General features: G+C 68.2%; 25 protein-coding genes. 16 read left to right on the top strand and 9 right to left on the bottom strand.

Annotated elements, in window-relative coordinates; all coding sequences use genetic code 11:
- Positions 1 to 19: 19 nt before the first annotated feature.
- A complete protein-coding gene (locus tag PSEWESI4_RS07270) occupies positions 20 to 973 on the top strand; it encodes a LysR family transcriptional regulator (protein WP_456243207.1) in 954 nt (317 codons plus the stop codon).
- Here PSEWESI4_RS07270 and PSEWESI4_RS07265 read toward each other — a convergent pair.
- Complete coding sequence (locus PSEWESI4_RS07265; protein WP_187670521.1) at positions 924 to 1142, bottom strand: PA3496 family putative envelope integrity protein; 219 nt, start codon at positions 1140 to 1142, stop codon at positions 924 to 926. The genes PSEWESI4_RS07270 and PSEWESI4_RS07265 overlap by 50 nt on opposite strands.
- 100 nt (positions 1143 to 1242) lie before the next feature.
- Positions 1243 to 2109: a transcriptional regulator HexR gene (gene hexR, locus PSEWESI4_RS07260; RefSeq protein ID WP_187670520.1), complete on the bottom strand. Its 867-nt coding sequence runs from the start codon at positions 2107 to 2109 to the stop codon at positions 1243 to 1245.
- A gap of 164 nt (positions 2110 to 2273) precedes the next feature.
- Between hexR and zwf the strand changes: the two genes are divergently transcribed.
- The 7 genes from zwf (at position 2274) to PSEWESI4_RS07225 (ending at position 8630) form a co-directional block, all read left to right on the top strand.
- Positions 2274 to 3692 carry a glucose-6-phosphate dehydrogenase gene (gene zwf, locus PSEWESI4_RS07255; RefSeq protein ID WP_235978891.1) on the top strand — a complete coding sequence of 473 codons (1419 nt, stop codon included), beginning with the start codon at positions 2274 to 2276 and terminating at the stop codon, positions 3690 to 3692.
- Positions 3693 to 4088: 396 nt separating this feature from the next.
- Positions 4089 to 5111, top strand: coding sequence for a copper-containing nitrite reductase (gene nirK / locus PSEWESI4_RS07250; protein WP_235978890.1), 1023 nt, complete (start codon positions 4089 to 4091; stop codon positions 5109 to 5111).
- Positions 5112 to 5160: 49 nt separating this feature from the next.
- Positions 5161 to 5982, top strand: a complete 822-nt coding sequence (locus tag PSEWESI4_RS07245) for a formylglycine-generating enzyme family protein (protein WP_187670517.1) — start codon at positions 5161 to 5163, stop codon at positions 5980 to 5982.
- A 65-nt stretch (positions 5983 to 6047) separates the two neighbouring features.
- Complete coding sequence (locus tag PSEWESI4_RS07240) at positions 6048 to 6755, top strand: Crp/Fnr family transcriptional regulator (protein ID WP_210768832.1); 708 nt, start codon at positions 6048 to 6050, stop codon at positions 6753 to 6755.
- Between the two features lie 222 nt (positions 6756 to 6977).
- Complete coding sequence (gene ytfE, locus PSEWESI4_RS07235; RefSeq protein ID WP_187670516.1) at positions 6978 to 7649, top strand: iron-sulfur cluster repair protein YtfE; 672 nt, start codon at positions 6978 to 6980, stop codon at positions 7647 to 7649.
- Between the two features lie 110 nt (positions 7650 to 7759).
- A complete protein-coding gene (locus tag PSEWESI4_RS07230; protein ID WP_187670515.1) occupies positions 7760 to 8443 on the top strand; it encodes a Crp/Fnr family transcriptional regulator in 684 nt (227 codons plus the stop codon).
- A 4-nt stretch (positions 8444 to 8447) separates the two neighbouring features.
- Positions 8448 to 8630, top strand: a complete 183-nt coding sequence (locus PSEWESI4_RS07225) for a protein DnrP (RefSeq protein ID WP_187670514.1) — start codon at positions 8448 to 8450, stop codon at positions 8628 to 8630.
- A gap of 58 nt (positions 8631 to 8688) precedes the next feature.
- Here the strand turns inward: PSEWESI4_RS07225 and PSEWESI4_RS07220 are convergent, their stop codons facing one another.
- The 6 genes from PSEWESI4_RS07220 to PSEWESI4_RS07195 form a co-directional block, all read right to left on the bottom strand.
- Positions 8689 to 10530: a nitric oxide reductase activation protein NorD gene (locus PSEWESI4_RS07220; protein ID WP_187670513.1), complete on the bottom strand. Its 1842-nt coding sequence runs from the start codon at positions 10528 to 10530 to the stop codon at positions 8689 to 8691.
- Positions 10531 to 10595: 65 nt separating this feature from the next.
- Positions 10596 to 12017, bottom strand: coding sequence for a cbb3-type cytochrome c oxidase subunit I (locus tag PSEWESI4_RS07215; protein ID WP_187670512.1), 1422 nt, complete (start codon positions 12015 to 12017; stop codon positions 10596 to 10598).
- A 2-nt stretch (positions 12018 to 12019) separates the two neighbouring features.
- Positions 12020 to 12460: a c-type cytochrome gene (locus PSEWESI4_RS07210; RefSeq protein ID WP_187670511.1), complete on the bottom strand. Its 441-nt coding sequence runs from the start codon at positions 12458 to 12460 to the stop codon at positions 12020 to 12022.
- Between the two features lie 224 nt (positions 12461 to 12684).
- Entirely contained in the window at positions 12685 to 12933 is a 249-nt protein-coding gene (locus PSEWESI4_RS07205) for a cytochrome C oxidase subunit IV family protein (RefSeq protein WP_187670510.1), read from the bottom strand.
- A gap of 4 nt (positions 12934 to 12937) precedes the next feature.
- The gene (locus tag PSEWESI4_RS07200) at positions 12938 to 13522 is read right to left on the bottom strand and encodes a cytochrome c oxidase subunit 3 family protein (protein ID WP_187670509.1); all 585 of its coding nucleotides are present in this window, start codon (positions 13520 to 13522) and stop codon (positions 12938 to 12940) included.
- Positions 13506 to 14303, bottom strand: a complete 798-nt coding sequence (locus PSEWESI4_RS07195) for a CbbQ/NirQ/NorQ/GpvN family protein (protein ID WP_187670508.1) — start codon at positions 14301 to 14303, stop codon at positions 13506 to 13508. The genes PSEWESI4_RS07200 and PSEWESI4_RS07195 overlap by 17 nt, the downstream gene beginning before the upstream one ends.
- A 200-nt stretch (positions 14304 to 14503) precedes the next feature.
- Here PSEWESI4_RS07195 and PSEWESI4_RS07190 point away from each other — a divergent pair, with 200 nt between their 5' ends.
- The 8 genes from PSEWESI4_RS07190 (at position 14504) to tatA (ending at position 22849) form a co-directional block, all read left to right on the top strand.
- Positions 14504 to 14818 (top strand): c-type cytochrome, encoded by a 315-nt coding sequence (locus PSEWESI4_RS07190; protein WP_187670507.1) that lies wholly within the window; start codon positions 14504 to 14506, stop codon positions 14816 to 14818.
- Positions 14819 to 14903: 85 nt separating this feature from the next.
- On the top strand, positions 14904 to 17054 hold the full coding sequence (gene nosR, locus PSEWESI4_RS07185; RefSeq protein ID WP_187670506.1) for a transcriptional regulator NosR: 2151 nt from the start codon (positions 14904 to 14906) through the stop codon (positions 17052 to 17054).
- Positions 17055 to 17096: 42 nt separating this feature from the next.
- Positions 17097 to 19007, top strand: a complete 1911-nt coding sequence (gene nosZ, locus PSEWESI4_RS07180; protein ID WP_187670505.1) for a TAT-dependent nitrous-oxide reductase — start codon at positions 17097 to 17099, stop codon at positions 19005 to 19007.
- A 77-nt stretch (positions 19008 to 19084) separates the two neighbouring features.
- Positions 19085 to 20347: a nitrous oxide reductase family maturation protein NosD gene (locus PSEWESI4_RS07175; RefSeq protein ID WP_187670504.1), complete on the top strand. Its 1263-nt coding sequence runs from the start codon at positions 19085 to 19087 to the stop codon at positions 20345 to 20347.
- Entirely contained in the window at positions 20344 to 21258 is a 915-nt protein-coding gene (locus PSEWESI4_RS07170; RefSeq protein WP_187670503.1) for an ABC transporter ATP-binding protein, read from the top strand. The genes PSEWESI4_RS07175 and PSEWESI4_RS07170 overlap by 4 nt, the downstream gene beginning before the upstream one ends.
- A complete protein-coding gene (locus PSEWESI4_RS07165) occupies positions 21255 to 22082 on the top strand; it encodes an ABC transporter permease (protein WP_187670502.1) in 828 nt (275 codons plus the stop codon). The genes PSEWESI4_RS07170 and PSEWESI4_RS07165 overlap by 4 nt, the downstream gene beginning before the upstream one ends.
- A 24-nt stretch (positions 22083 to 22106) precedes the next feature.
- On the top strand, positions 22107 to 22655 hold the full coding sequence (locus tag PSEWESI4_RS07160; protein ID WP_187670501.1) for a nitrous oxide reductase accessory protein NosL: 549 nt from the start codon (positions 22107 to 22109) through the stop codon (positions 22653 to 22655).
- Positions 22655 to 22849 carry a twin-arginine translocase TatA/TatE family subunit gene (tatA, locus tag PSEWESI4_RS07155; protein WP_408004283.1) on the top strand — a complete coding sequence of 65 codons (195 nt, stop codon included), beginning with the start codon at positions 22655 to 22657 and terminating at the stop codon, positions 22847 to 22849. Before PSEWESI4_RS07160 ends, tatA begins: the two co-directional genes overlap by 1 nt.
- Before the next feature lie 193 nt (positions 22850 to 23042).
- On the opposite strand, the gene PSEWESI4_RS07150 is transcribed toward tatA, so the two are convergent.
- Positions 23043 to 24299, bottom strand: coding sequence for an MFS transporter (locus tag PSEWESI4_RS07150; RefSeq protein WP_187670499.1), 1257 nt, complete (start codon positions 24297 to 24299; stop codon positions 23043 to 23045).
- Between the last annotated feature and the right edge of the window lie 47 nt (positions 24300 to 24346).

Here is a 24346-nt window from a genome sequence, read left to right as displayed (position 1 = left end):
CTCCAGAAGGTGATCCGCCATGCGTAAGTCCTTGATGCGCATGACATTGCGCCAGCTCCAGGTATTCCGCGCGGTGTGCGAAAGCCGCTCCTACAGCCGCGCGGCGGAAGAAATGGCACTGACCCAACCGGCGGTCAGTCTGCAGATTCGCCAGTTGGAAGAGCTGGTCGACCAGCCCCTGTTCGAGTACATCGGCAAGAAGCTCTACCTGACCGACGCCGCCGAGGTGCTGCTGAAGGCCAGCGCGGACATCTTCGGCCGCCTGGAAAGCCTCGACATGCAGCTCTCCGACCTGCAGGGCTCGCTGCAGGGCCAGTTGAACCTGGCGGTGGAATCCTCGGCCAAGTACTTCGTGCCGCACCTGTTCGCCGCCTTCAAGCGCCAGCATCCGGAAGTCAACCTGCACCTGGTGGTGGTCAACCGCGCCCAGGTGATCAAGCGCCTGTCGGACAATCGCGACGACCTGGTGATCATGTCGCTGGTGCCGCAGGACATGGCCCTGGAATTCCTGCCCTTCCTCAACAACCCGATCGTCGCCGTGGCGCCGCCGGAACACCCACTGTGCCACGCCGCGCGGCTGACCCTGAAGGACCTCGAACCCTACCCGCTGCTGATCCGCGAACCCGGCTCGGGAACCCGCAAGGCGTGCGAGGAATATCTCCAGCAGAAGCGCGCGCACTTCGCCCAGACCCTGGAGGTCGCCTCCCTGGACGCCCAGCGCGAATGCGTGTCCGCCGGCCTCGGCCTGGCGCTGCTGCCGCGCCATGCGGTGAACCTGGAACTGGCCGGCGGCCTGCTGCGCGAGCTACCGGTGGAGGAGTTGCCGCTGTATCGCAGTTGGTGCGTGGTGCATGCGCGGGGGAAACGCCTGTCGCCGGTGGCACAGGCGTTTCTTGCGTTCATCCGCAGCGAACGTGCACAGATCAGCGCGCTGGCTGCACGCTTCGGCGGAACCGCGAATGCGCCGCGATGAGGTAATCGGCGGCGACCAGCTCGGGATAGTCGGCCAGCTCCTGCTGCAACTGGCGCTGCTCGGCGTAGGCCTCGATGGCCCGGCGAAAAGCCATGCGCCGTAGGTCTTCCTGCTGACGGCGAGTCTTGGCGGCACTGGATTCGGTGGCGTGCGACTGGTAGCGCGACATCGTGCTGTCTCCCATGTCCAAGGGGGCGGGGAGCATCAGCATGGGCTGCCGACGTGACGCTTTGACGGCCGGGAGATGACGCCGAGATGAATCCGGCGGGCTAGTCTTCGGCGGCCTTCACCGTCTTCGGCGACAGCCGCAGGCTGCGCAGGCTGCGCTTGACGCTCTTCAGGTGGTTCACCAGGCTCGGGCCGCGGGCCATGGCCACGCCCATGGCCAGCACGTCGATCACCACGAGGTGGGCGATGCGCGAGGTCAGCGGGGTATAGATCTCGGTGTCTTCCTGCACGTCGATGGCAAGGTTGACGGTGGCCAGGTCGGCCAGCGGGGTCTGGCTGGGGCACAGGGTGATCAGGTTGGCGCCGGCCTCGCGCACCAGGTTGGCGGTGATCAGCAGGTCCTTGGAGCGCCCGGACTGGGAGATGCACACCGCCACGTCGCTGGGCTTCAGGGTCACCGCCGACATCGCCTGCATGTGCGGGTCGGAGTAGGCGGCGGCGGTCAGCAGCAGGCGGAAGAACTTGTGCTGGGCGTCGGCGGCCACCGCGCCGGAAGCGCCGAAGCCGTAGAACTCGATGCGCTGCGCCTGGGCGCAAACGCCGATGGCGCGCTGCAATGCCTCCGGGTCGAGCTTCTCGCGCACTTCCATCAAGGTGTGCAGGGTGGTGTCGAAGATCTTCAGGCTGAAGTCGGCGACCGAGTCGTCCTCGTTGATCGCGAACTGGCCGAAGCTGGCGCCGGCGGCCAGGCTCTGCGCCAGCTTGAGCTTGAGATCCTGGAAGCCGGTGCAGCCGATGGCGCGGCAGAAGCGCACGATGGTCGGCTCGCTGATCCCCACGCTATGGGCCAGGTCGGCCATCGAGCTGTGCATGACGGCGGCCGGGTCGAGCAACACGTGGTCGGCGACCTTGAGTTCGGATTTGCGGAGCAAATGACGCGACTGGGCAATATGCTGCAGCAGGTTCACAGGCAGACTCTTCAATCAGGTGGCAGGCCGAAGGACGCTCCATCGGGCACTGACTCGGTTATGATCGGCACTCGCCGGATTGTAGTGCGCGTGTAGTTATACTACATAAGTGCGCCCGGCGCTCAGCTAACGTGTCGGAGGCTGTTTTGACCGCTCCTTGCAACATGCTGGTCTTCGGTGGCACCGGCGACCTGGCCCTGCACAAACTGCTGCCCGCGCTCTATCACCTGCACCGTGACGGTCGTCTCGACCCGCAGACGCGCATCCTCGCCCTGGCCCGCCAGCCGCTCGACCGCGCCGCCTACCAGTCGCTCGCCGAACGACGCTGCCGCGCCCAGGTGGCGCGCGCCGACTTCGACGCCACGACCTGGCAGAGCTTCGCCGAGCGCCTCGACTACTTCGCCATGGACGTCGCGCAGAGCGCCGACTTCAGCCGCCTGGCCAAGCGCCTGGGCGAGCCCGCGCGGGTCCAGGTCTACTACCTGGCCACCGCCCCGCACCTGTTCGAGGACATCGCCGCGCACCTGGCCACCGCCGGGCTGGCCGGGCCGCAATCGCGCATCGTGCTGGAAAAGCCGATCGGCCACTCGCTGGAATCGGCCCGGGCGATCAACGCCGCGATCGGCGCGGTGTTCGACGAGTCGCGGGTATTCCGCATCGACCACTACCTGGGCAAGGAGACGGTGCAGAACCTGATGGCGCTGCGCTTCGCCAACGCCCTGTTCGAGCCGGTGTGGCGCGCCGGGCACATCGACCACGTGCAGATAAGCGTCTGCGAGACCCTTGGCGTGGAGAACCGCGGCGCCTACTACGACCATGCCGGCGCCATGCGCGACATGGTGCAGAACCACCTGTTGCAGTTGCTGTGCCTGGTGGCCATGGAGGCGCCGGTGCGCTTCGACGCCGAGGCGGTGCGCGACGAGAAACTCAAGGTGCTCCAGGCGCTCAAGCCGATCCACGGCCTCGACGTGCAGGACAAGACGGTGCGCGGCCAGTATGCCGCCGGGAAGATCGGCGGGCAGGAAGTACCGGCCTATTACTTCGAGAAAAATGTCGACAACGACAGCGATACCGAGACCTTCGTCGCCCTTATCGCGGAGATCGACAACTGGCGCTGGGCCGGCGTGCCCTTCTACCTGCGCACCGGCAAGCGCATGGCGAAGAAGAGTTCGGAGATCGTCATCCAGTTCAAGCCGGTGCCGCACCGCCTGTTCAACGGCGGCGAGGCCAACCGGCTGCTGATCCGCCTCCAGCCGGAGGAACGCATCAGCCTGCAACTGATGGCCAAGGCGCCGGGCAAGGGCATGCGCCTGGAGCCGGTGGAGCTGGATCTCAACCTGGCCCAGGCGTTCCAGCAGAAGCGCCGCTGGGACGCCTACGAGCGCCTGCTGCTGGACGTGATCGAGGGCGACTCGACGCTGTTCATGCGTCGTGACGAGGTGGAAGCGGCCTGGGCCTGGGTCGACCCGATCCTGCAAGGCTGGCACGAGTACTACCAGAGCCCGCGCCCCTACCCGGCCGGCAGCGATGGCCCGGAGCAGCTTCAGGCGTTGTTCGGGCGGCATTTGCACAACAGGTCGTGAGGCAGGACCGGGACGACCCGACGCTCCGCTCCTCGATCCAGCCCAGTCCTCTCCCCCTGCCGACTCCCCCCACCTGCCCGGGCCGGGCGGCGCTTCTCCCCGACCCGGCAAGAATCCTGGCCTGAAGACCCCGCATCCACCCGCTCCGGGCGGTGCGACAGATTGTCCATCCGCCCCGGTCTTTGCTTCCGGTCAAAGAAGAGGTCGCCACTCTGCCGCTATCTCTGTGGGAAACGACATTCCTACCGATACGGAGATGCACCCATGCAAGACCACAAGGAGCACTTTCCACTGTCCCGTCGCAGCCTGCTAGCCGGTGCCGTTCTACTCGGCGCCGCCGGCTCGGTGGTCGGCAGCGGCCTGACCTTCGCTGCCGACGAGCCGGCGCCGAAGGGCATGGGGCCGGTGCCCGACCTGTCCAGGCTGGACCGGGTCAAGGTCGACCTGCTCACCCCGCCCTTCGTCCATGCCCACGAGCAGCGCACCCGCGCCAAGCCGCGCGTGGTGGAGTTCCGCATGGTGATCGAGGAGAAGGAACTGATCATCGACGACGAAGGCACGCGCATGCACGCGATGACCTTCAACGGCTCGGTGCCCGGCCCACTGATGGTGGTGCATCAGGACGACTACGTCGAACTGACCCTCGTCAACCCGGCCAGCAACAGCATGCCGCACAACATCGATTTCCACTCCGCCACCGGCGCGCTCGGCGGCGGCTCGCTGACCCTCGTCAACCCCGGCGAGCAGGTCAAGCTGCGCTTCCGGGCCACCCGGCCGGGCGTGTTCGTCTACCACTGCGCCCCGGGTGGGCCGATGATCCCCTGGCACGTGGTCTCCGGCATGAACGGCGCGATCATGGTGCTGCCGCGCGACGGCCTGAAGGATCGCGAAGGCCGGCCGCTGAAGTACGACAAGGTGTTCTACATCGGCGAGCAGGACCTCTACATCCCGCGCGACGAGAAAGGCCGCTACAAGCGCTACGCCACGCCGACCGACGGCTTCACAGAGATGTACGAGGTGATGAAGGGCTTGATCCCGAGCCACGTGGTATTCAACGGCAAGGTCGGCGCGCTGACCGGCAAGAACGCGCTCAAGGCCAACGTCGGCGAGACCGTGTTGATCGTCCACTCGCAGGCCAACCGCGACACCCGCCCGCACCTGATCGGCGGACACGGCGACTACGTCTGGGCCACCGGCAAGTTCAACAATCCGCCGGAGCAGGACCTGGAGACCTGGTTCATCCCCGGCGGGGCGGCCGGCGCGGCCCTGTACACCTTCCTCCAGCCGGGCCTGTACGCCTACCTCAACCACAACCTGATCGAAGGCGTGGCCCTGGGCGCCACCGCCCACTTCCAGGTCGAGGGGCAGTGGGATGCCGACCTGATGACCCAGGTCGAGCCGCCATCGCCGATCAAGTGAGCCCACCCGGCCGGCCCTCCGGGGCCGGCCTCACGAGGAGTCGATCGTCATGCGGCAGGCGTTGAAGTTCACGGTTCCCGTCCTGTTGGCACTGGCCGTCGCCGGCACCCTGTTCATCGCTCAGCCAACGGCGCCCGATCCCGAGCTGGTGCCGGAAACCGTGCGCCTGGAGGCCCGTGAGCACAGCTACCGGCCAGCCGGCGACTACTGGCGCCACGGCAAGCCGGTGGACCCGCCCCTGCGGCACGAATTCCTCGACCCGGGATTCGACGTCATGAAATACCAGGTCAGCCAGGCCGAGTACGGCCGCTGCGTGGAGGCCGGCGCCTGCCTGCCGCTGGATGGCCTGGACCCATCGGCCGGGGACCTGCCGGTTACCGGCGTCAGCCTGCTCGACGCCCAGCTCTACGCCGACTGGCTGTCGGCGCGCACCGGCCAGCGCTGGCGCTTGCCCAGCGACAGGGAATGGGCCTTCTTCGCCGCGTCGCGCTGGTCCGACGACGCCCTCCTGCTGGATGAAGACGATTCCAACCCCGCCCGGCGCTGGCTCGCTCGCTACCGGTTCGAGGCGGAGCTGGCGTCCGACGGCCCGGCCCAGCCGCAGCCGCGCGGCAGCCACGGCGTCAACGAGCTGGGCGTGGCCGATCTTTCCGGCAACGTCTGGGAATGGACGCTGACCTGCTACGACCGGGTGACCCTGGACGAGCAGGATATCGAGCTGGGCCGGGTCGAGGCCTGCGCGATCAAGGTCGCCCAGGGCCGGCACCGGGCCGCGCTCAACGAATTCGTCCGGGATGCCCGCGTCGGCGGTTGTGGCGCCGGCCAGCCACCGGACAACCTGGGATTCCGCCTGGTAAGGGAGTTGCCTTGACCCATCTCAAGTTTCGCAGTCAGTCACCGAGGGTATGCTGTCGCGGGCCACAAGGACTCGTCACCGTGACAGCCACCATTCCCATCAATCGTGCCTGGCTGGCCAGGCTTCCACTGTTCGCCCACAGCAGCGCCGAGGACCTGGACGACATATTGCGCCAGGCCAGCGGCCTGCATTTCGCCGCCGGGGCGACGGTGTTCGAACAGGGTATGCCGGCCGAGGCGTTCTACCTGCTGGTCCATGGCCGCCTCAAGGCCACCCAGGTGACCCTCGACGGCCAGCGCATCCTGGTGCGCATGGTCAATCCCGGCGACCTGTTCGGCTTCGCCAAGGCGCTCGACCGCACCGACTACCCGGCCACCGCCTGCGCCGCCCAGGACAGCCTGGTGCTGGCCTGGCCGAGCGCGCTGTGGGAGCCCCTGTTCGCCCACCATCCGGGCTTCGCCCTGGATACCGTGCAGGCGGTCGGGCGCCATTTGCAGGAAGCCCACGTGCGCCTGTGCGAATTGGCCACCGAGGAAGTGGAGCGGCGCGTCGCCCATGCCGTCCTGCGCCTGGCGCAGCAATCCGGGCGGCGCGAGGCCGAGGGCCTGCGCATCGACTTCCCGGTGACCCGCCAGGACATCGCCGAGATGACCGGCACCACCCTGCACACCGTCTCGCGCCTCCTCTGCGCCTGGGAGGAGCGCGGCCTGGTGCGCGGCGGCCGGCAGAAGCTGCTGGTGCTCGATCCGCATCGCCTGCTGGCGATCGCCGACGGGGTCGAGGCGTAGCCTGCCGCGCCCCTCCCCGTAGCCCGGACGCAATCCGGGGAAAACCGGCACCTCAACCTTCCCGGATTGCATCCGGGCTACGGGCCGGCGCAAACGGAATTGCTTGATCGCCATCAAGGAGCGCCGGTCCCGGCGCTTCATAGACTGTGCCCAACCTACCCGCCGTCCCGGCCGGCCCGCCGCGTCGCTGCCGTGTGCCCGCCCTTCCACGAGGACACTCCCATGACCGAAGCCCTCACCGAACGCACCCTGAGCGACCTGGCCTGCAGCCTGCCGGGCAGTACCCGGCTGTTCCACGACTACAAGCTGGACTTCTGCTGCGGTGGCCAGAGCACCTTGCGCGACGCCGCCGCCCGGCGCGGCCTGGACGCCGAGCGGATCGCCGGCGAACTGCTGGCCCTGCGGCCCGGCAACGACGAGCGCGACTGGCGCCAGGCCAGCAACCGCGAACTGATCGAACACATCCTCGAGCGCTACCACGACCGCCATCGCGAGCAGTTGCCGGAGCTGATCCGCCTCGCCGCGCGGGTGGAGAAGGTCCACGGCGGCCGCGCGGACTGTCCGCAGGGGCTGGCCGCCCATCTGCACCTGATGCAGGAGGAACTGGAAAGCCACATGTGCAAGGAGGAACACGTGCTGTTCCCCCTGCTCGGCCAGAGCGTGCCGCTGTTCCAGGTGCAGGGACCGATCGGCGTCATGCGCCACGAGCACGACGAACATGCCGCGTCCCTGGCCCGGCTGGCCGAGCTCACCAACGACCTGCAACCGCCGGCCAACGCCTGCAACACCTGGCGCGCGCTCTACGCCGGCCTGGAGGAGCTGCGCCGCGACCTGATGCAGCACATCCACCTGGAGAACAACATCCTGTTCATCGGCGCCAACCAGCCATCATGACGAACACGGAGCGCGGCAGCATGCCTATGACAGAATGCCTCACGACCAACCACGGGGTTTGCGGTCATACTGGACGGCCTAGTCAGCCACCCGCACATGAAGGCCCCATCATGCTGCTGCACCGTGTCCACCACCAGATCCTGCGCAGTCACCACCTGTTCAGCGACCTGAACGATGAACAACTGGAACAACTGATCGCCACCAGCCAGCTCCAGAACCTGGACAAGGGGGACAACCTGTTCCACCAGGGCGAGCCGGCGCATTCGTTCTACTTCGTCATTTCCGGCGCCGTGAAGGTCTACCGGCTCACCCCGGACGGCCAGGAAAAGGTCTTCGAGGTGATCGGCAACCGGCAGACCTTCGCCGAAGCCATGATGCTGATGGATACCCCCAACTACGTGGCCTCGGCGCAGGCGGTCTGTCCCACCCAGGTCTACCGCTTCTCCAACCGCACCTACATGGAGTTGCTGCGCAGCAACCCGCAGTTGCCCTTCGCCCTGCTCGGCACCCTGTGCATCCGCCTGCACCGGCGCATCAACGAGATCGAGACGCTGTCGCTGAAGAACGTCACCCACCGGGTGGTGCGCTACCTGCTCACCCAACTGACCCGCCACGGCGATGCGGACAACCGCTTCGAATTGCCGATGGCCAAGCAACTGGTGGCCGGGCACCTGTCGATCCAGCCGGAAACCTTCTCGCGGGTGCTTCGCCGGCTGGTCGACGAAGGCATCATCGAGCAGCAGGGCCGCGTCATCCACGTGCTCGACCCGTTGCGCCTGGAGCAGTTCGAGTAGCGCCATGCGCCAGTGCCTGTACTGCCAGCAGAGCAGTCCCGACGACCAGTCCGACTGTTCGCACTGCGGCATGCCCCTGCCCGCCGGCCAGGCCATAGCCCGCCAACGGCGCCTGCGGCGCTTCCACTGGTTCTGCATCGGCCTCGGCCTGTTCTGCCTGGCGATGGCCGTCTGGTTGCCGCGCTGATGGGACTGTAGCCACGTAGCCCGGATGCAATCCGGGAAAAACCACCCCAGGGTACAACTCAGCGCCGGGTCAGTTGCCGGTACAGGTGCGGCAGGCGCACCGGCAGTTGCGCCGGGTCGCGGATCATCAGGTAGCCCTGGCTGCCGAACATGTGCGGCAGGTAGTCGCCGGCCTCGCGGTCGATGGTGATGCAGAACGGCAGCAGTCCTTCGCGGCGCGCCTCGAGCACCGCCTGGCGGGTGTCCTCGACGCCGTAGCGTCCCTCGTAGTGATCCAGGTCGTTGGGCTTGCCGTCGGTGAGGATCAGCAGCAGGCGCTGGCGTTCGCGGCGCTCGACGAGCAGCCGGGTGGCCTGGCGGATGGCCGCGCCCATGCGCGTGTAGTAGCCCGGGCGCAGCGCCTGGATGCGTCCGCGCACGGTGTCGCCGTAGCTTTCCGAGAACGTCTTCAACTGCATCAGGCGCACCTGGTGGCGGCGCAGCGAGGAGAAACCGTACAGGGCGAAGCGGTCGCCCACCGCCTGCAAGGCCTCACCGAACAGCAGCAGGCTGTCGCCGATCAGCTCGATCACCCGGTGGTGGTCGTCGATATGGGCGTCGGTGGACATCGACAGGTCGGCCAGCAGCAGGCAGGCCAGGTCGCGGCGGGTCTGGCGCTGCTCGAGGAACAGCCCCGGCTCGCCGCACTGGCCCTGGCGCCGCTCGACGACGAAATCCAGCCAAGCCTGCAAATCCAGTTCCGAACCCTGGGGCTGGCGGCGCAGCCACTGGCGCTGGTTGCGCAGGCCCTCGAACTGCCGGCGCAGGCGCCGCGCGGTGACCGCCAGGGACGGCGGCAGCGGCGCCGGCACGGCATCGCGCGGCAGCATCGGTTGCAGGTTGACGTGGTCGGCCAGCAGGCACTGGCGGCGGTAGTCCCACTCGGGCAGGCGGATGCCCTCGCCCAGCGGCAGGTCGTCAGCCTCGGCCGGCGGCAGGTCGAGATCGAGCTTGAGGCCGCCGCCCTTGCGCTGGCGCTGCCGCGACAGGCTCAGGTGGTCGAGGTCGTCGGCCACCCGCGCGGCGTCCAGGTCCTCGCTGTCGTCGCCGGCGCGATCCAGCTCGACATGCTCGGACCAACTGAACAGGTTTTCCAGGCGGAACAGCAGCAGGCCGCCCTTGCCCGGATCACGTTCGGCGCGCTCGGCCTTCTTGCGCGCCACACCGCCGTGGCCGGGCGGCGACAGCCCTCCCTCGCCATCGCCTTCGACCAGTTCGGTGTGCTGCGGCGCCGCCAGCCGTTGCGGCGGATACAGCCACAGGGGCAGCGGCCAGGGCGCCCTTTCGCTGCGTGGAAAGGCGGCGACGCTGCCCGGCTCGCGCAGGGCCCGGCGCAACGCCCGTTCCAGCGCCGCCTCGGCCGGCGGCAGGTGCGCCGGGTCGGGACGCAGCGGCAGGTGGGCCTCGACCAGCCGCCGGTAGCGCGCGCGCAGCGGCGGGTAGCGCTCCAGCAGTGCGCAGGTCCAGGCCTGGTTGTCCCGCGCCCAATGGTGCAGCGGCGCGCTCTGCGCGGCGAGCAGCGCCAGCCAGCGGTACAGCTCGCGGTTCAGCGCCGCATCCGGGTAGACCGCCAGGCTGGCCGGCAGGCGCAGGGAATCGCCGTCGAACCAGGCCACCGGCAACTGCTCGCAGGTGCCGGCGATCTGTTGCAGCAGGCTGCGGCGCACCAGCAGCTCGCGGGCGCCAGCCGCCTCCACGCCGACCCCGGCGGCACCGCCGGTGGCGCGGAACAGCAGCGCCAGGCGCTGGCGCACCTCGCCCAGCGTCACCGCCGCCTCGGCGAACTCGGGGCTGGCACGGCGGGTGATGAAGCGGTGCCAGGCGCTGCCGAAGCGTTCTTCCAGTTCCAGGTTGACGGCCATGGCGCCCTCGCGGATCGCTCAAAAAAGCGGCCCGCTGCAAGGCAGACGGGCCAAGGGGGAGGAAGTCAGCGGGCCGTCGCCAGGTTGGCGGCGACGAGGCGGCCGCGCTGGCGGAAGCTGAACAGGTAGCAGATCAACCCGGCGAAGAACCCGATCCCGGCGTACAGGCGCAGCCAGAAGAACAACTGCAATTGGTCGACCGTGCCCATGAACGGCAGCGCCACGCCGTCGGCCGGCAACCGTTGCAGCCAGACCTGCACCACGCCGGCGGCGGTGAGCAGCAGGGTGATCAGCAACATGGAGACGGTCATCAGCCAGAAGCCCCAGATTTCCATGCGCTGCGCGCGGGCGTCAGGCGCTTCGCCGATCCCGCGCAGGCGCGGCATGGCGTAGCTGATCATGGTCATCACGATCATCGCGTAGGCGCCGTAGAAGGCCAGGTGGCCGTGGGCGGCGGTCAGTTGCGAGCCGTGGGTGTAGTAGTTCACCGGGGCCAGGGTGTGGATGAAGCCCCACACGCCGGCGCCGAGGAAGGCGGTCACCGTGGTGCCCAGCGCCCACAGCGAGGCGGCCTTGTTGGGGTGCTCGCGACGGCGACGATTCACCATGTTGAAGGCGAACAGCACCATGGCGAAGAACGGCAGCGGCTCCAGCGCGGAGAAGATCGAGCCGAGCCACAGCCAGACGCCCGGCGCGCCGATCCAGAAGTAGTGGTGGCCGGTGCCGATGATGCCGGTGATCAGGGCCATGGCGATGATCACGTACAGCCACTTCTCCACCACCTCGCGGTCGACGCCGGTGATCTTGATCAGCACGAAGGCCAGCATCGAGCCCATGATCAGTTCCCACACGCCTTCCACCCAGAGGTGCACCACCCACCACCAGTAGTACTTGTCGCGGGCCAGGTTCTCGGGGTTGTAGAAGGAGAACAGGAAGAACACCGCCAGACCGACCAGGCCGGTCATCATCACCACGCTGACCACCGTCTTGCGGCCCTTGAGCATGGTCATGCCGATGTTGTAGAGGAAGCCCAGGGCCACCACCACGATGCCCATCTTGGTGATCGTCGGCTGTTCGAGGAACTCCCGGCCCATGGTCGGCAGCAACTCGTTGCCGGTCATCTTGGCCAGCCCGGCATAGGGCACCAGCAGGTAGCCGAGGATGGTCAGCACGCCGGCGATGGCGAACACCCAGAACAGCAGGATCGCCAATTTCGGGCTGTGCAGCTCGCGGTCGGCTTCCTCCGGTATCAGGTAGTAGGCCGCGCCCATGAAGCCGAACAGCAGCCAGACGATCAGCAGGTTGGTGTGCACCATGCGCGCCACGTTGAAGGGGATCAACGGGAACAGGAAGTCACCGACCACGTACTGCAGGCCCATGATCAGGCCGAAGACGATCTGCCCCACGAACAGTATCAGGGCGAACACGAAGTACGGTTTGGCCACCGCCTGCGAAGCGAATTTCAGATGTGGATTGCCTTGGCTCATGATCAACCCTCCTTGTTCGGCGGCCAGTCGTTGGTGTCGATCTTCGATGTCCAGCGCAGGAAGGCCGCCAGGTCGTCCAGCTCCCGATCGCTCAGGTTGAACTGCGGCATCTGCCGGCGCCCGGACACGCCGAGCGGTTGCATCTTCATCCAGGCATGCAGGAAGGAGTCGAAGTTCTCCTCGCCGCCGCGCCGGTCGAAGACGTTGCCCAGTTCCGGCGCGAAGTAGGCGCCCTCGCCGAGCAGAGAATGGCAGCCGATGCAGTTGTTCTGCTCCCACACCAGCTTGCCGCGTACCACCGCTTCGCTCATCTCGCTCTCGTTGGTGCGCGCGGCGAAGGTGGTTTCCGTGTGATAGGTCAGGGCGAGGAACACCAGGAAGAAGAACACGCCTCCCCCCAGGTAGATGTTCCTCGCCATGCCTTTGGTGAATGTCTCTGACATGGGTCCTCCTCATCTCGGCCCGCAGCCATTCTAGGAAGGCCCCCGGAAGAACCCGCTTGATGACGATCAAGAAAAGCCGATGGATTCAGTCGGACATAGGGAAGGGGGTGGTTCGCTTCCCGGATTGCATCCGGGCTACGGGCAGGAACGGGCGGCCGTGCAGGGTGGAAACTCGGCCCCACCCCGGCCCTCTCCCGGAGGGAGAGGGAGCAAGCGCGGAGCGCTCAGCCGATGGGGTGCAGCGCCAGCACGGCCACGGCGAGCAGCACGGGCCAGCCGAGCAGCAGGCGGCGCCACAGCGCGGGTCCGGGGCCCAGTTCCATGAAGCGTGCGACGATGACCCACGCCTTGCCCAGCGCCAGGCCCAGGATGCCTGCCGCCGCCAGCAGGCCAAGCGACTCCCGCCCGCCCATCCAGACGGTGGCCAGCGACAGGACCACCAGCGCCAGCCAGGCGCCCGTCAGTGCCTTCATCGCCTCACTCCAGCATGTACACCAGGGGAAACAGCATCACCCACACCAGGTCCACCATGTGCCAGTAGAGCGCCCCGGACTCGAGCCCGCCGAGCGAGCCGTCGCGGTAGGCGCCGCGCCAGCAGCGGCCGGCCATCCAGACGAGGATCGCCATGCCCAGCAGCACGTGCAGGAAGTGGAAGCCGGTGAGGATCCAGTACAGGGTGAAGAAGGTGCTGTGCTCCAGATCCAGCCCCAACGCCGCCAGATGACGGTATTCGCCGAGCTTGAGCAGCACGTAGACCAGCGCCACCGCCAACGCGCCGCCCAGCAGAACGGCGGCCGCCCGCTGTCGCCCCTGGCGCACCCGTTCCACCGCCACGGCGGCCAGGAAGCCGGCGGTCAGCAGGCTCAGGGTCAGCGCCAGGCCGGTGGAACGATCCAGTGCCGCGCGGCCGGCGCGGAAGCCTTCGGCGTCCAGGTACTGGGCCACGGCGAAGGCGAGGATCAGGATGCCGAACACCGTCAGCTCGGCGAGGATGAAGAACCACATGGCCAGGTCGCCCGGCAGCCGCCGGACCGTGGCCAGCGCCTCAGGCGAAGTGGACATCGACCACGTCCATCAGCGCCGCGACGGTGCGCGCATCGTCCGACAGCGGCTCGGCCAGCCCGGCCAGGCACGCCTCGCGCGGCGCCACGCCGCCCCGGATCAGGCGCGCGGCGAACACCAGCAGGCGGGTCGAGCAGACTTCCTCCAGGTCCTGCTGCTCCAGCCGGCGCAGGGCCTGGCCCAGTTGTACCAGGCGCAGCGCCAGCCCCAGTTCGACGCCGGCCTCGTTGGCGACGATGCGCGCCTCCTCCTCGGCCGCCGGGTAGTCGAAGCGCAGCGCCACGAAACGCTGGCGGGTGCTCGGCTTCATGCCCTTGAGCAGGTTCTGGTAGCCGGGGTTGTAGGACACCACCAGCATGAAGCCGGGCGGCGCCCTGAGCGATTCGCCGGTGCGCTCGATGAACAGCTCGCGGCGGTCGTCGGCCAGCGGGTGCAGCACCACGGCGGTATCCTGGCGCGCCTCGACCACTTCGTCGAGGTAGCAGATGCCGCCTTCGCGCACCGCGCGGGTCAGCGGGCCGTCCTGCCACCAGGTTCCCTCGGCGCCGATCAGGTGGCGGCCGACCAGGTCCGCCGCCGACAGGTCGTCGTGGCAGGCCACGGTGTACAGCGGCAACCCCAGGCGCCGCGCCATGTGCTGGACGAAACGGGTCTTGCCGCAGCCGGTCGGGCCCTTGATCAGCACCGGCATGCCCTGCTCCCAGGCCTGGGTGAACAGCGCCACCTCGTTGCCGAGCGGTTGATAGAAGGGCAACGGGGCGAGCGGAGCGGGAGCGTTCATGGGAAAAATCTCCAGTGATGCGTATGGCCAGGCACGCTATCGCCGCGCCGACACCCGCCTCAAGCACATCGCGAGAAGTTCTTGATTGTCATCAAGAGAGCCCGCTCATCCCCCCTCCTAGAATGCCGACGAACGCCCGGCCCAAGGCCTGGCGCAACCGTCCGGCGCCACGGCGCCAAAGCCTGCGAGGAAGCAATGCCATGGAAAAGAAGCTGGTCGCGCTGCTGATGTTCGGCGGACTGCTGGTCCACTCGACGACCTTCGCCGCCGGCGGCGAGGAACTGTTCAAGGCCAAGGCCTGCGTGGCCTGCCACAACCTCAACATGAAGCTGGTCGGTCCGGCCTTCCAGGACGTGGCGGGGAAATACGCCGGCCAGGCCGATGCCGTCGACCACTTGGCGACCAGCATCAAGAAGGGCAGCCAGGGCATCTGGGGACCGATCCCGATGCCGCCGAACGCGGTGACCGAGGAAGAGGCCAAGACCATCGCCGAGTGGATCGTCACCCTCAAGTGACGCCAACGCCCGCAGCCGGTGAGGAGCGCCTGACTCGATGGCCATCGGCGATGGCGCTGTTCCCGCGGGGCGGGGAGGAAACCCCATGACTGGCGTTCACGACTTGCTCGGACGGCTCTGCGCCCGCTTCGCCTGGCTGTTGTTGCTGGCCGGCATGGCCGCCCACGGCGCCGAGCTCGGCGATCTGGAGCGCACGCGGATCGAGCAGGTGTTCCCCGAGGTCGAGCGGATCGGCGAGCCTGAGGGCGAATACGGCGTGCGCCGCCTGAGCAAGGGCGAGGAAACCCTCGGCTACGCCTTCCAGAGCATCCGCGTCACCGACATCCCCGCCTATTCCGGCAAGCCGATCAACCTCCAGGTGATCCTCGACCCACGGGCGGTGATCCGCGACGCCTACGTGCTCGAACACCACGAACCGATCCTGCTGATCGGCATCCCCGAGGAAAAGCTGCACGCCTTCAGCGCCAGGTACGCCGGCATCCACGCCGACCAGCGGGTGGTGGTGGGCCGCTCGGCCGACCCGCAGGCGGTCACCGTCGATGCCGTCAGCGGCGCCACCGTGACGGTGATGGTGGTCAACGAGATCGTCATGCGCGCCGCCCACACGGTGGCGGTGTCCCTCGGCCTGATCGAGGACGGCGGCAGCGTGCGGCCGAAGCCGGCGCTGGTGCGCACCGACCTGTTCCAGCCGGCCACCTGGAGCGAGCTGACCGGCAGCGGCGCGATCCGCCGCCTGCACCTGAACAAGGGACAGATCGACGAAGCCTTCAAGGACAGCGAGGCCGAAGGCATCGGCGAAGCCAGCCCGGAGCACCGGGACGACACCTTCATCGACCTCTACACCGCCCTGCTCAACCCGCCGGGCGTCGGCCGCAACCTGCTCGGCGACAGCCAGTACCGTGAACTGATGGACTCGCTCGAACCGGGCGAATACGCCATCGTCGTGCTCGGCAACGGCGAGTATTCGTTCAAGGGCTCAGGCTACGTGCGCGGCGGCATCTTCGACCGGGTGCAGGTGCGCCAGTTCGGCGACATCCTCAGCTTCCGCGACCTCGACTACCAACGCCTGTCCGACGTCTACGCCGAGGGCATGCCGCGCTTCGCCGAGATGGCCATCTTCATCGCCCGCGCCCACCAGCGCTTCGACCCCGGCACACCCTGGACCCTGGAGTTGCTGGTGCGCCGCCAGACCGGTCCGGTGGCGGGCGTGTTCACCAGCTTCGAACTGCCCTACCAGACCCCCGAGGAATACCTCGAACGGCCGCAGCCGAGCGCCGAGGAACTGGCCGCCCTGGAAGAGGCCAAGCGCCCGCTGTGGCTGCGCGTCTGGTACCAGAAGAGCTTCCAGGTCGGCGTGCTCGGCGCCGCCCTGCTGCTGTTGCTGGCGATCCTCTTCCTGCAGGACAGCTTCACCCGCCAGCCGCGCTTCCTGCACTGGCTGCGCCGTGGCTACCTGTTATTCACCCTGTTCTATATCGGCTGGTACTGCCTGGGCCAGTTGTCGGTGGTCAACGTGCTGACCTTCGTCCACGCGCTGTTCGCAGGCTTCCGCTGGGAGCTGTTCCTCAGCGACCCGGTCCTGTTCATCCTCTGGACCTTCACCGCCGCCAGCGTGCTGCTCTGGGGGCGCGGTGTGTTCTGCGGCTGGCTGTGCCCGTTCGGCGCCTTGCAGGAACTGCTCAACGAGGCGGCGCGCAAGCTCCGGGTGCCGCAGTTCGAGCTGCCCTTCGCCGTGCACGAACGGCTCTGGGCGATCAAGTACATCATCCTGCTGGTGCTGTTCGGCCTCTCGCTCGAATCCATGACGATGGCCGAACAGGCCGCCGAGGTCGAACCCTTCAAGACCGCCATCATGCTCAAGTTCGACCGCCAGTGGTGGTTCGTGCTCTACGCCGTGGCGCTGCTGGTGGTCAACCTGTTCACCCGCAAGGTCTATTGCCGCTACCTCTGCCCGCTCGGCGCGGCCCTGGCGATCCCCGGCAAGGCGCGCCTGTTCGACTGGCTCAAGCGCCGCAAGGAATGCGGCCAGCCCTGCCAGCTCTGCGCCAGGGAATGCGAGATCCAGGCCATCCACCCCGACGGTCGCATCAACGGCAACGAGTGCCACTACTGCCTCGACTGCCAGATGACCTACCACAACGAACACAAGTGCCCGCCCCTGGTGAACAAGCGCAAGAAGCGCGGCAAGCGGGCGCCGGAGGACGACGACGCGCTGATCGCCGTCCGGCAGCTTTGAGTACGCCAACCCTCCCCATGACAGCAACTCAAGGAGCAAGTCATGACAGACGAACTTAACAACCCGCAGGAAGAAGGCAGCGGTCTCAGTCGGCGCGGATTCCTCGGCGCCTCGGCGGTCACCGGCGCAGCGGCTCTGGTCGGCGCCGGCGCCCTGGGCAGCGCGGTGATCCCGCGCGAAGCCTGGGCCGAAACGGTCAAGGCGGCACAGGCCAAGGCCCACGTCGGCCCCGGCGAGCTGGACGACTACTACGGCTTCTGGAGCGGCGGCCACTCCGGCGAAGTGCGCGTGCTGGGCATCCCGTCGATGCGCGAGCTGATGCGCATCCCGGTGTTCAACGTCGACTCGGCCACCGGCTGGGGGCTCACCAACGAGAGCAGACACATCCTCGGCGAGAGCGCCAGGTACGCCAACGGCGACTGCCACCACCCGCACATCTCGATGACCGACGGCAAGTACGACGGCAAGTACCTGTTCATCAACGACAAGGCCAACAGCCGCGTCGCACGCATCCGCCTGGACATCATGAAGTGCGACAAGATCACCACCATCCCCAACGTCCAGGCGATCCACGGCCTGCGCCTGCAGAAGGTGCCGCACACCAAGTACGTGTTCTGCAACGCCGAGTTCATCATTCCCCACCCCAACGATGGCTCGACCTTCGAACTCGGCGACAACGCCTTCACGATGTACAACGCCATCGACGCCGAAACCATGCAGGTGGCCTGGCAGGTGATCGTCGACGGCAACCTCGACAACACCGACATGGACTACACCGGCAGGTTCACCGCCTCCACCTGCTACAACTCGGAGAAGGCCTTCGACCTCGGCGGCATGATGCGCAACGAGCGCGACTGGGTGGTGGTGTTCGACATCCCGCGCATCGAGGCCGAGATCAAGGCCGGCCGCTTCGTCACCCTAGGCGATTCGAAGGTGCCGGTGGTCGACGGGCGCAAGAAGGACGGCAAGGACAGCCCGGTCACCCGCTACATCCCGGTGCCGAAGAACCCCCACGGCCTGAACACCTCGCCGGACGGCAAGTACTTCATCGCCAACGGCAAGCTGTCGCCGACCTGCAGCATGATCGCCATCGACAAGCTTCCCGACCTGTTCGCCGGCAAGCTCGAGGACCCGCGCGACGTGGTGGTCGGCGAGCCGGAGCTGGGCCTAGGCCCGCTGCACACCACCTTCGACGGCCGCGGCAACGCCTACACCACGCTGTTCATCGACAGCCAACTGGTCAAGTGGAACCTGGAAGACGCAGTGCGCGCCTACAAGGGCGAGAAGGTCGACTACATCCGCCAGAAGCTCGACGTGCACTACCAACCGGGGCACAACCACGCCTCGCTGTGCGAGACCCGCGAGGCGGACGGCAAGTGGGTCATCGTGCTCAGCAAGTTCTCCAAGGACCGCTTCCTGCCCACCGGCCCGCTGCACCCGGAGAACGACCAGTTGATCGACATCTCCGGCGACGAGATGAAGCTGGTCCACGACGGCCCGACCTTCGCCGAGCCGCACGACTGCATCCTCGCCCGCCGCGACCAGATCAAGACCAGGAAGATCTGGTCGCGCGACGACCCGTACTTCGCCGAGACGGTGAAGCAGGCCGGGAAGGACGGCATCAACCTGTTGACCGACAACAAGGTGATCCGCGACGGCAAGAAGGTGCGCGTGTACATGACCTCGATGGCGCCCTCCTACGGCCTCACCGAGTTCACCGTGAAGCAGGGCGATGAAGTCACCGTGACCATCACCAACCTCGACGAGATCGAGGACGTGTCCCACGGCTTCGTCATGGTCAACCACGGCGTGAGCATGGAGATCAGCCCGCAGCAGACCTCCTCGATCACCTTCGTCGCCGACAAGCCCGGGGTGCACTGGTACTACTGCAGTTGGTTCTGCCATGCCCTGCACATGGAAATGGTCGGCCGCATGCTGGTGGAAAAAGCCTGACCCCAGGCAGATGGCGCTGCCGGGAACGGGGGCCCGGCAGCCGCCGCTGCGAACCGCCCCCCGAAGGATTCTTCCGCGTGCCGTCATCCCGCGCCTGCCTCGCCCTGCTGCTGCTCGCCGGCTCCGCCCTGGCCGCGCCGCAGCCGATCGACGACCTGCCCCTGCGCGCGGCGGGCGAGGGGCTGTGGACGCTGGCGGCGGGCACCTATGCGGGCCGCTTCCTCATCAACCGGCCCCTGCACCTGCGCTGCGAGGCCGGCGCCATGTTCGACGGCCAGGGCCGGGGCAGCACCCTGGTGATACGCAGCGCCGGCGTCACCCTCGAAGGCTGCCGGGTGCGCAACTGGGGCCGCAACCTGACCGACCTGGATTCAGCGATCTTCGTCGAGAAGACCGCCACCGGCGCGGTGCTGCGCGGCAACGACCTGCGCGGCCCCGGCTTCGGCATCTGGCTCGACGCCACCCAGGGCGCGCGGGTGCTCGACAACCGCATCGAGGGCGACCCGGCCATCCGCTCCCAGGATCGCGGCAACGGCATCCACCTGTACGCCGTGCGCGATGCCCTGGTGCGCGGCAACCGGGTGCGCCACGCCCGCGACGGCATCTACATCGACACCTCCAACGACAGCGCCATCGAGCACAACCGGCTCGAAGACCTGCGCTACGGCGTGCACTACATGTTCACCAACGGCAGCCGGGTTACCGGCAACCTGACCCGCCGCACCCGCACCGGCTACGCGCTGATGCAGAGCCGCAAGCTCAGCGTGACCGGCAACCGCTCGGTGGACGACGAGAACTACGGCATCCTGATGAACTACATCACCTACTCGACCCTCGAAGGCAACCGCGTCGAGGGCGTGCGCAGCGGCAGCACCGGCGACAGCATGATCGCCGGCGCCGAAGGCAAGGCGCTGTTCATCTACAACTCGCTGTTCAACCGCATCGAGCACAACCACTTCGGGCGCAGCGCCCTGGGCATCCACCTGACCGCCGGCTCCGAGGACAACCGCATCGCCGGCAACGCCTTCGTCGGCAACCGCCAGCAGGTCAAGTACGTCGCCAACCGCACCCAGGAATGGTCGGTCGAAGGCCGGGGCAACTACTGGAGCGACTACCTGGGCTGGGACCGCGACGACGACGGCCTCGGCGACGTCGCCTACGAGCCCAACGACAACGTCGACCGCCTGCTGTGGCTGTACCCGCAGGTGCGCCTGCTGATGAACAGCCCGGCCATCGAACTGCTGCGCTGGGTGCAGCGCGCCTTCCCGGTGATCAAGTCGCCCGGCGTGCAGGACAGCCACCCGCTGATGCGCCCCCCGATCGAGGAACCCCCGGCATGAAGCTGGTCGACATCCACGGCGTGACCCAGCGCTACGGCAAGCTCACCGTCCTGCACGGGCTCGACCTGTCGCTCGACGCCGGCGAAGTGCTCGGCCTGCTCGGCCACAACGGTGCCGGCAAGACCACCACCATCAAGCTGATCCTCGGCCTGCTGCGGCCGAGCGAAGGCGAGGTGCGGGTGCTCGGTCGCGCCGCCAGCGACCTCGACGTCCGCCGCCAGCTCGGCTATCTGCCGGAGAACGTCACCTTCTACCCGCAGCTCACCGGCCGCGAGACCCTGCGCCACTTCGCCCGCCTCAAGGGAGCGGCACCAAGCGAGGTGGACGCGCTGCTCGAACAGGTCGGCCTCGGCCCGGCCGCCGGACGCCGGGTGAAGACCTACTCCAAGGGCATGCGCCAGCGCCTCGGCCTGGCCCAGGCGATCCTCGGCCATCCGCGCCTGCTGCTGCTCGACGAGCCCACCGTGGGCCTCGACCCCATCGCCACCGTCGAGCTGTACCGGCTGGTCGACCGCCTGCGCGCCCAGGGCACCGGCATCATCCTCTGCTCCCACGTGCTGCCTGGCGTCGAGACGCACATCAGCCGTGCCGCCATCCTCGCCGGCGGCCGCCTGCAAACGGTCGGCAGCCTCGCCGAGCTGCGCCGCGAGGCCGGCCTGCCGACGCGCATCCGCGTTGCCGGGCACCAGAGCGGACAGTGGCTGAGCCGCTGGCGCGACGCCGGCCTGGACGTGCGCCCGCTGGACGGCGAGCGCGTCGAGGTGCTGGCCCTCAACGGCCACAAGCAGCAAGTGTTGCAGACGCTGATCGACGGCCAGGCGCAGGACCTCGAAGTGCTGCCGCCGTCGCTGGAAGACCTCTACCGCCACTACATGCAGCGCGCCGAACAGGCCGCCGGAGGCCGCCCATGAACCCGCTGTGGACCATCGCCCGCAAGGAACTGGCCGACGGCCTGCGCAACCGCTGGCTGCTCGCCATCAGCCTGCTGTTCGCCCTGCTCGCCGTCGGCATCGCCTGGTTCGGCGCGGCCGCCGCCGGCCAGGTCGGCTTCACCTCGATCCCGGCCACGGTGGCCAGCCTGACCAGCCTGGCCACCTTCCTGATGCCGCTGATCGCCCTGCTGCTGGCCTACGACGCCATCGTCGGCGAGGAGGAAGGCGGCACCCTGATGCTGCTGCTCACCTACCCGCTCAGCCGTGGCCAGTTGCTGCTCGGCAAGTTCGTCGGCCACGGCCTGATCCTCGCCCTGGCCACCCTGCTGGGCTTCGGCGCCGCCGCCCTGGCCATCGCCGCGCTGGTGCCGGACATCGAGCTGCCATTGCTGCTGTGGGCGTTCGGCCGCTTCATGCTGTCCTCCACCCTGCTCGGCTGGGCGTTCCTGGCCATGGCCTACGCGCTGAGCAGCCGGGTCGGCGAGAAATCCACCGCCGCCGGCCTGGCGCTGGGCCTGTGGTTCTTCTTCGTGCTGGTGTTCGACCTGGCCCTGCTGGCCATCCTGGTGCTCGGCCAGGGCCGCCTGAGCCCGGAGCTGCTGCCCTGGCTGCTGCTGTTCAACCCCACCGACATCTACCGCCTGATCAACCTGTCCGGCTTCGAGGCCAGCGCCGGCACCGGGGTCATGAACCTGGGCCAGGACCTGCCGGTGTCAGGCGCCGCCCTCTGGCTGGCCCTGGCGCTCTGGACCCTGGCCGCGCTGGCCCTGGCCTACTGGCTGTTCCGCCGGCGCCCGGCCTGATTCCCTTCCCACGAGGACCTTTCCATGCTCCAACTGCCGAAACCTTCCCGCCACTACCTGGGCGCCGCCCTGCTCGGCCTGCTGCTCGCCGGCTGCGGCGGCGACCGGCAGGACAGCGCCTCGCTCGATCCCGTGACCTTCCGGGACGGCGACGGATGCCACGTCTGCGGCATGATCATCGGTGAATTCCCCGGTCCCAAGGGCGAAGCCGTGAGCCCCGGCGCGGTGCGCAAGTTCTGCTCCACCGCCGAACTGCTCGGCTGGTGGCTGCAACCGGAAAACCGCCGCGACGACGCGCGCCTGTACGTGCACGACATGGCCCACGGCGACTGGAGCCATCCCGACGACACCCACCTGATCGACGCCACCACCGCCTACTACGTGGTCGGCATCCAGCGCCCCGGCGCGATGGGCGCCACCCTCGCCTCCTTCGCCGAACAGGCCGACGCCGAGCGCCTGGCCCACGAGGAAGGCGGCCGCGTGCTGCGCTTCGCCGAGATCGACCAGGGCGTGTTGCAGGGCGTCGGCGACGACCACGCCCATCGCCACGGCCATGCGGGGAAAGCGCCATGATGGGCATCGGCATCTGGCAACTGCTGATCATCCTGCTGATCGCGATCATGCTGTTCGGCACCCGGCGCCTGCGCAGCCTGGGCAGCGACCTGGGCGGGGCGATCGGCGGCTTCCGCCGCGCCCTGGACGATTCGCAGGCCCCGCCTAGGGTGGACGAAAAACCTGTGGACAAGATTGTGGATAAAACCACCTGATCCTGGCACCAACGGTGTGCCTGGCCAGGGTCGACCCGTTCCCGCGAGTCGACATGAATACCGCCAGAGCCCGCGCCGGCCGGCTCCGGCGGCCCGGAGCCGGTCCACGGCCTGCCGCTGCGCCACGTTATGCACAGCTCGCTGTGGACAAGATCGTGGATAACCTGTGCGCCGATTCGGATGAAGCCGGCGCTCAGGCCTCGCTCAAGGAACGCCGCGAACCCGGGCGCAGGAAGTACGCCAGCACCAGGCCCAGCACCAGCATTCCCACGACACCGGCGCCGACGAACAGCCCTCCGTAGCCCAGCGCCTTGGCCAGCACGCCGCTGCTGGCCCCGACCAGGCCGGCCAGCAGCAATTGCGCGGAAGCCTGCAAGGTGAAGTCGGCGCCTTCGTGCTCGGGGCGGCACAGGCGCATCATCGCGGCGAACAGGGCAACAGTGGACATGCCGTCGGCCACCTGTTCGAACAGGGCGATGGCGTAGACCAGCCCGACCTGGCCGCCGGCCCCGACCAGCAGGGCCATGGCGGCGATGCCAATGGCCTGCAAGGCGCCGAACAGCAGCAGCGAGCGCAGGGCGCCGAGGCGGGCGTAGAGCAGGCCACCGAGCAGTGCGCCGCCGATGCCGGCCAAGCTGCTGGCCAGGGTCAACTGGCCCAGTTCGCCGGTGCTCCAGCCCTGGTCGACCAGCATCGGCTTGATCATCGGCGAACCCAGGGAATCGCCCAGCTTGAAGGTCAGCACCACCGCCAGCCAGGCGAGCATGCCCGGCTGCGCCAGCAGGCCACGATAGTGACGCAGCAGCAGGCCGGGGCCCGCCGTGGTTTCCGCCAGGGCCGGGCGGAACGGCAGCAGGCGCCGTTCCGGGAAGCGCCAGATCGGCCAGGTCAGCAACAGCAGCAGGCCGGCGATCAGGCCGACGCCGAGGTTCCAGCCCAGCGGGTCGATCAGCAACAACAGGCCGCTGCCACTGATGATCATGCCGGTCTTGTAGCCGCCCACCTGCAAGCTGTTGCCGAGGCCGCGCCAGCGCTCGGGCAGCAGGCGCACGGTGAGGCCGTCGGTGGCCACGTCCTGGGTCGCGGCGGCCAGATTGACCAGCAGCAGCAAGCCGAGCAGCAGCCACAGGCCGGCGCCGAACAGGGTCTGCGGGGCGAGCAGGGCCAGGCCGGCGACGCAGAGGATCACCGTGCCCTGCAACGGCAGTATCCAGCCACGGTGATGGCCGAGGCGCGGCGAGGCCAGGCGGTCGATCCAGGGCGCCCACAACACCTTGAGCAACCAGGGCAGCGCCAGCAGCTTGAGCAGGCCGATCAGCGCCAGGTCGACGCCATGCTGGCGCAGCAGCACCGGCAGGGAATGGGCGATCAGCCCCGAGGGCAGCCCCTGCGCGCAGTAGAGCGAGGCCAGCAGCACCAGGGTGGCATTGGACGGGCGGGCGGCGGACATGGGCGTCCCTCTGTGACGGGAGGCAAGCGTAGGACGGGTCAGCCGCG

This window comes from Zestomonas carbonaria (assembly GCF_904061905.1).
Taxonomy (GTDB): Bacteria; Pseudomonadota; Gammaproteobacteria; order Pseudomonadales; family Pseudomonadaceae; genus Aquipseudomonas; species Aquipseudomonas carbonaria.
Note: the sequence above shows the minus strand (reverse complement) of the source record. Positions and strands in the feature narration are given on the sequence as shown.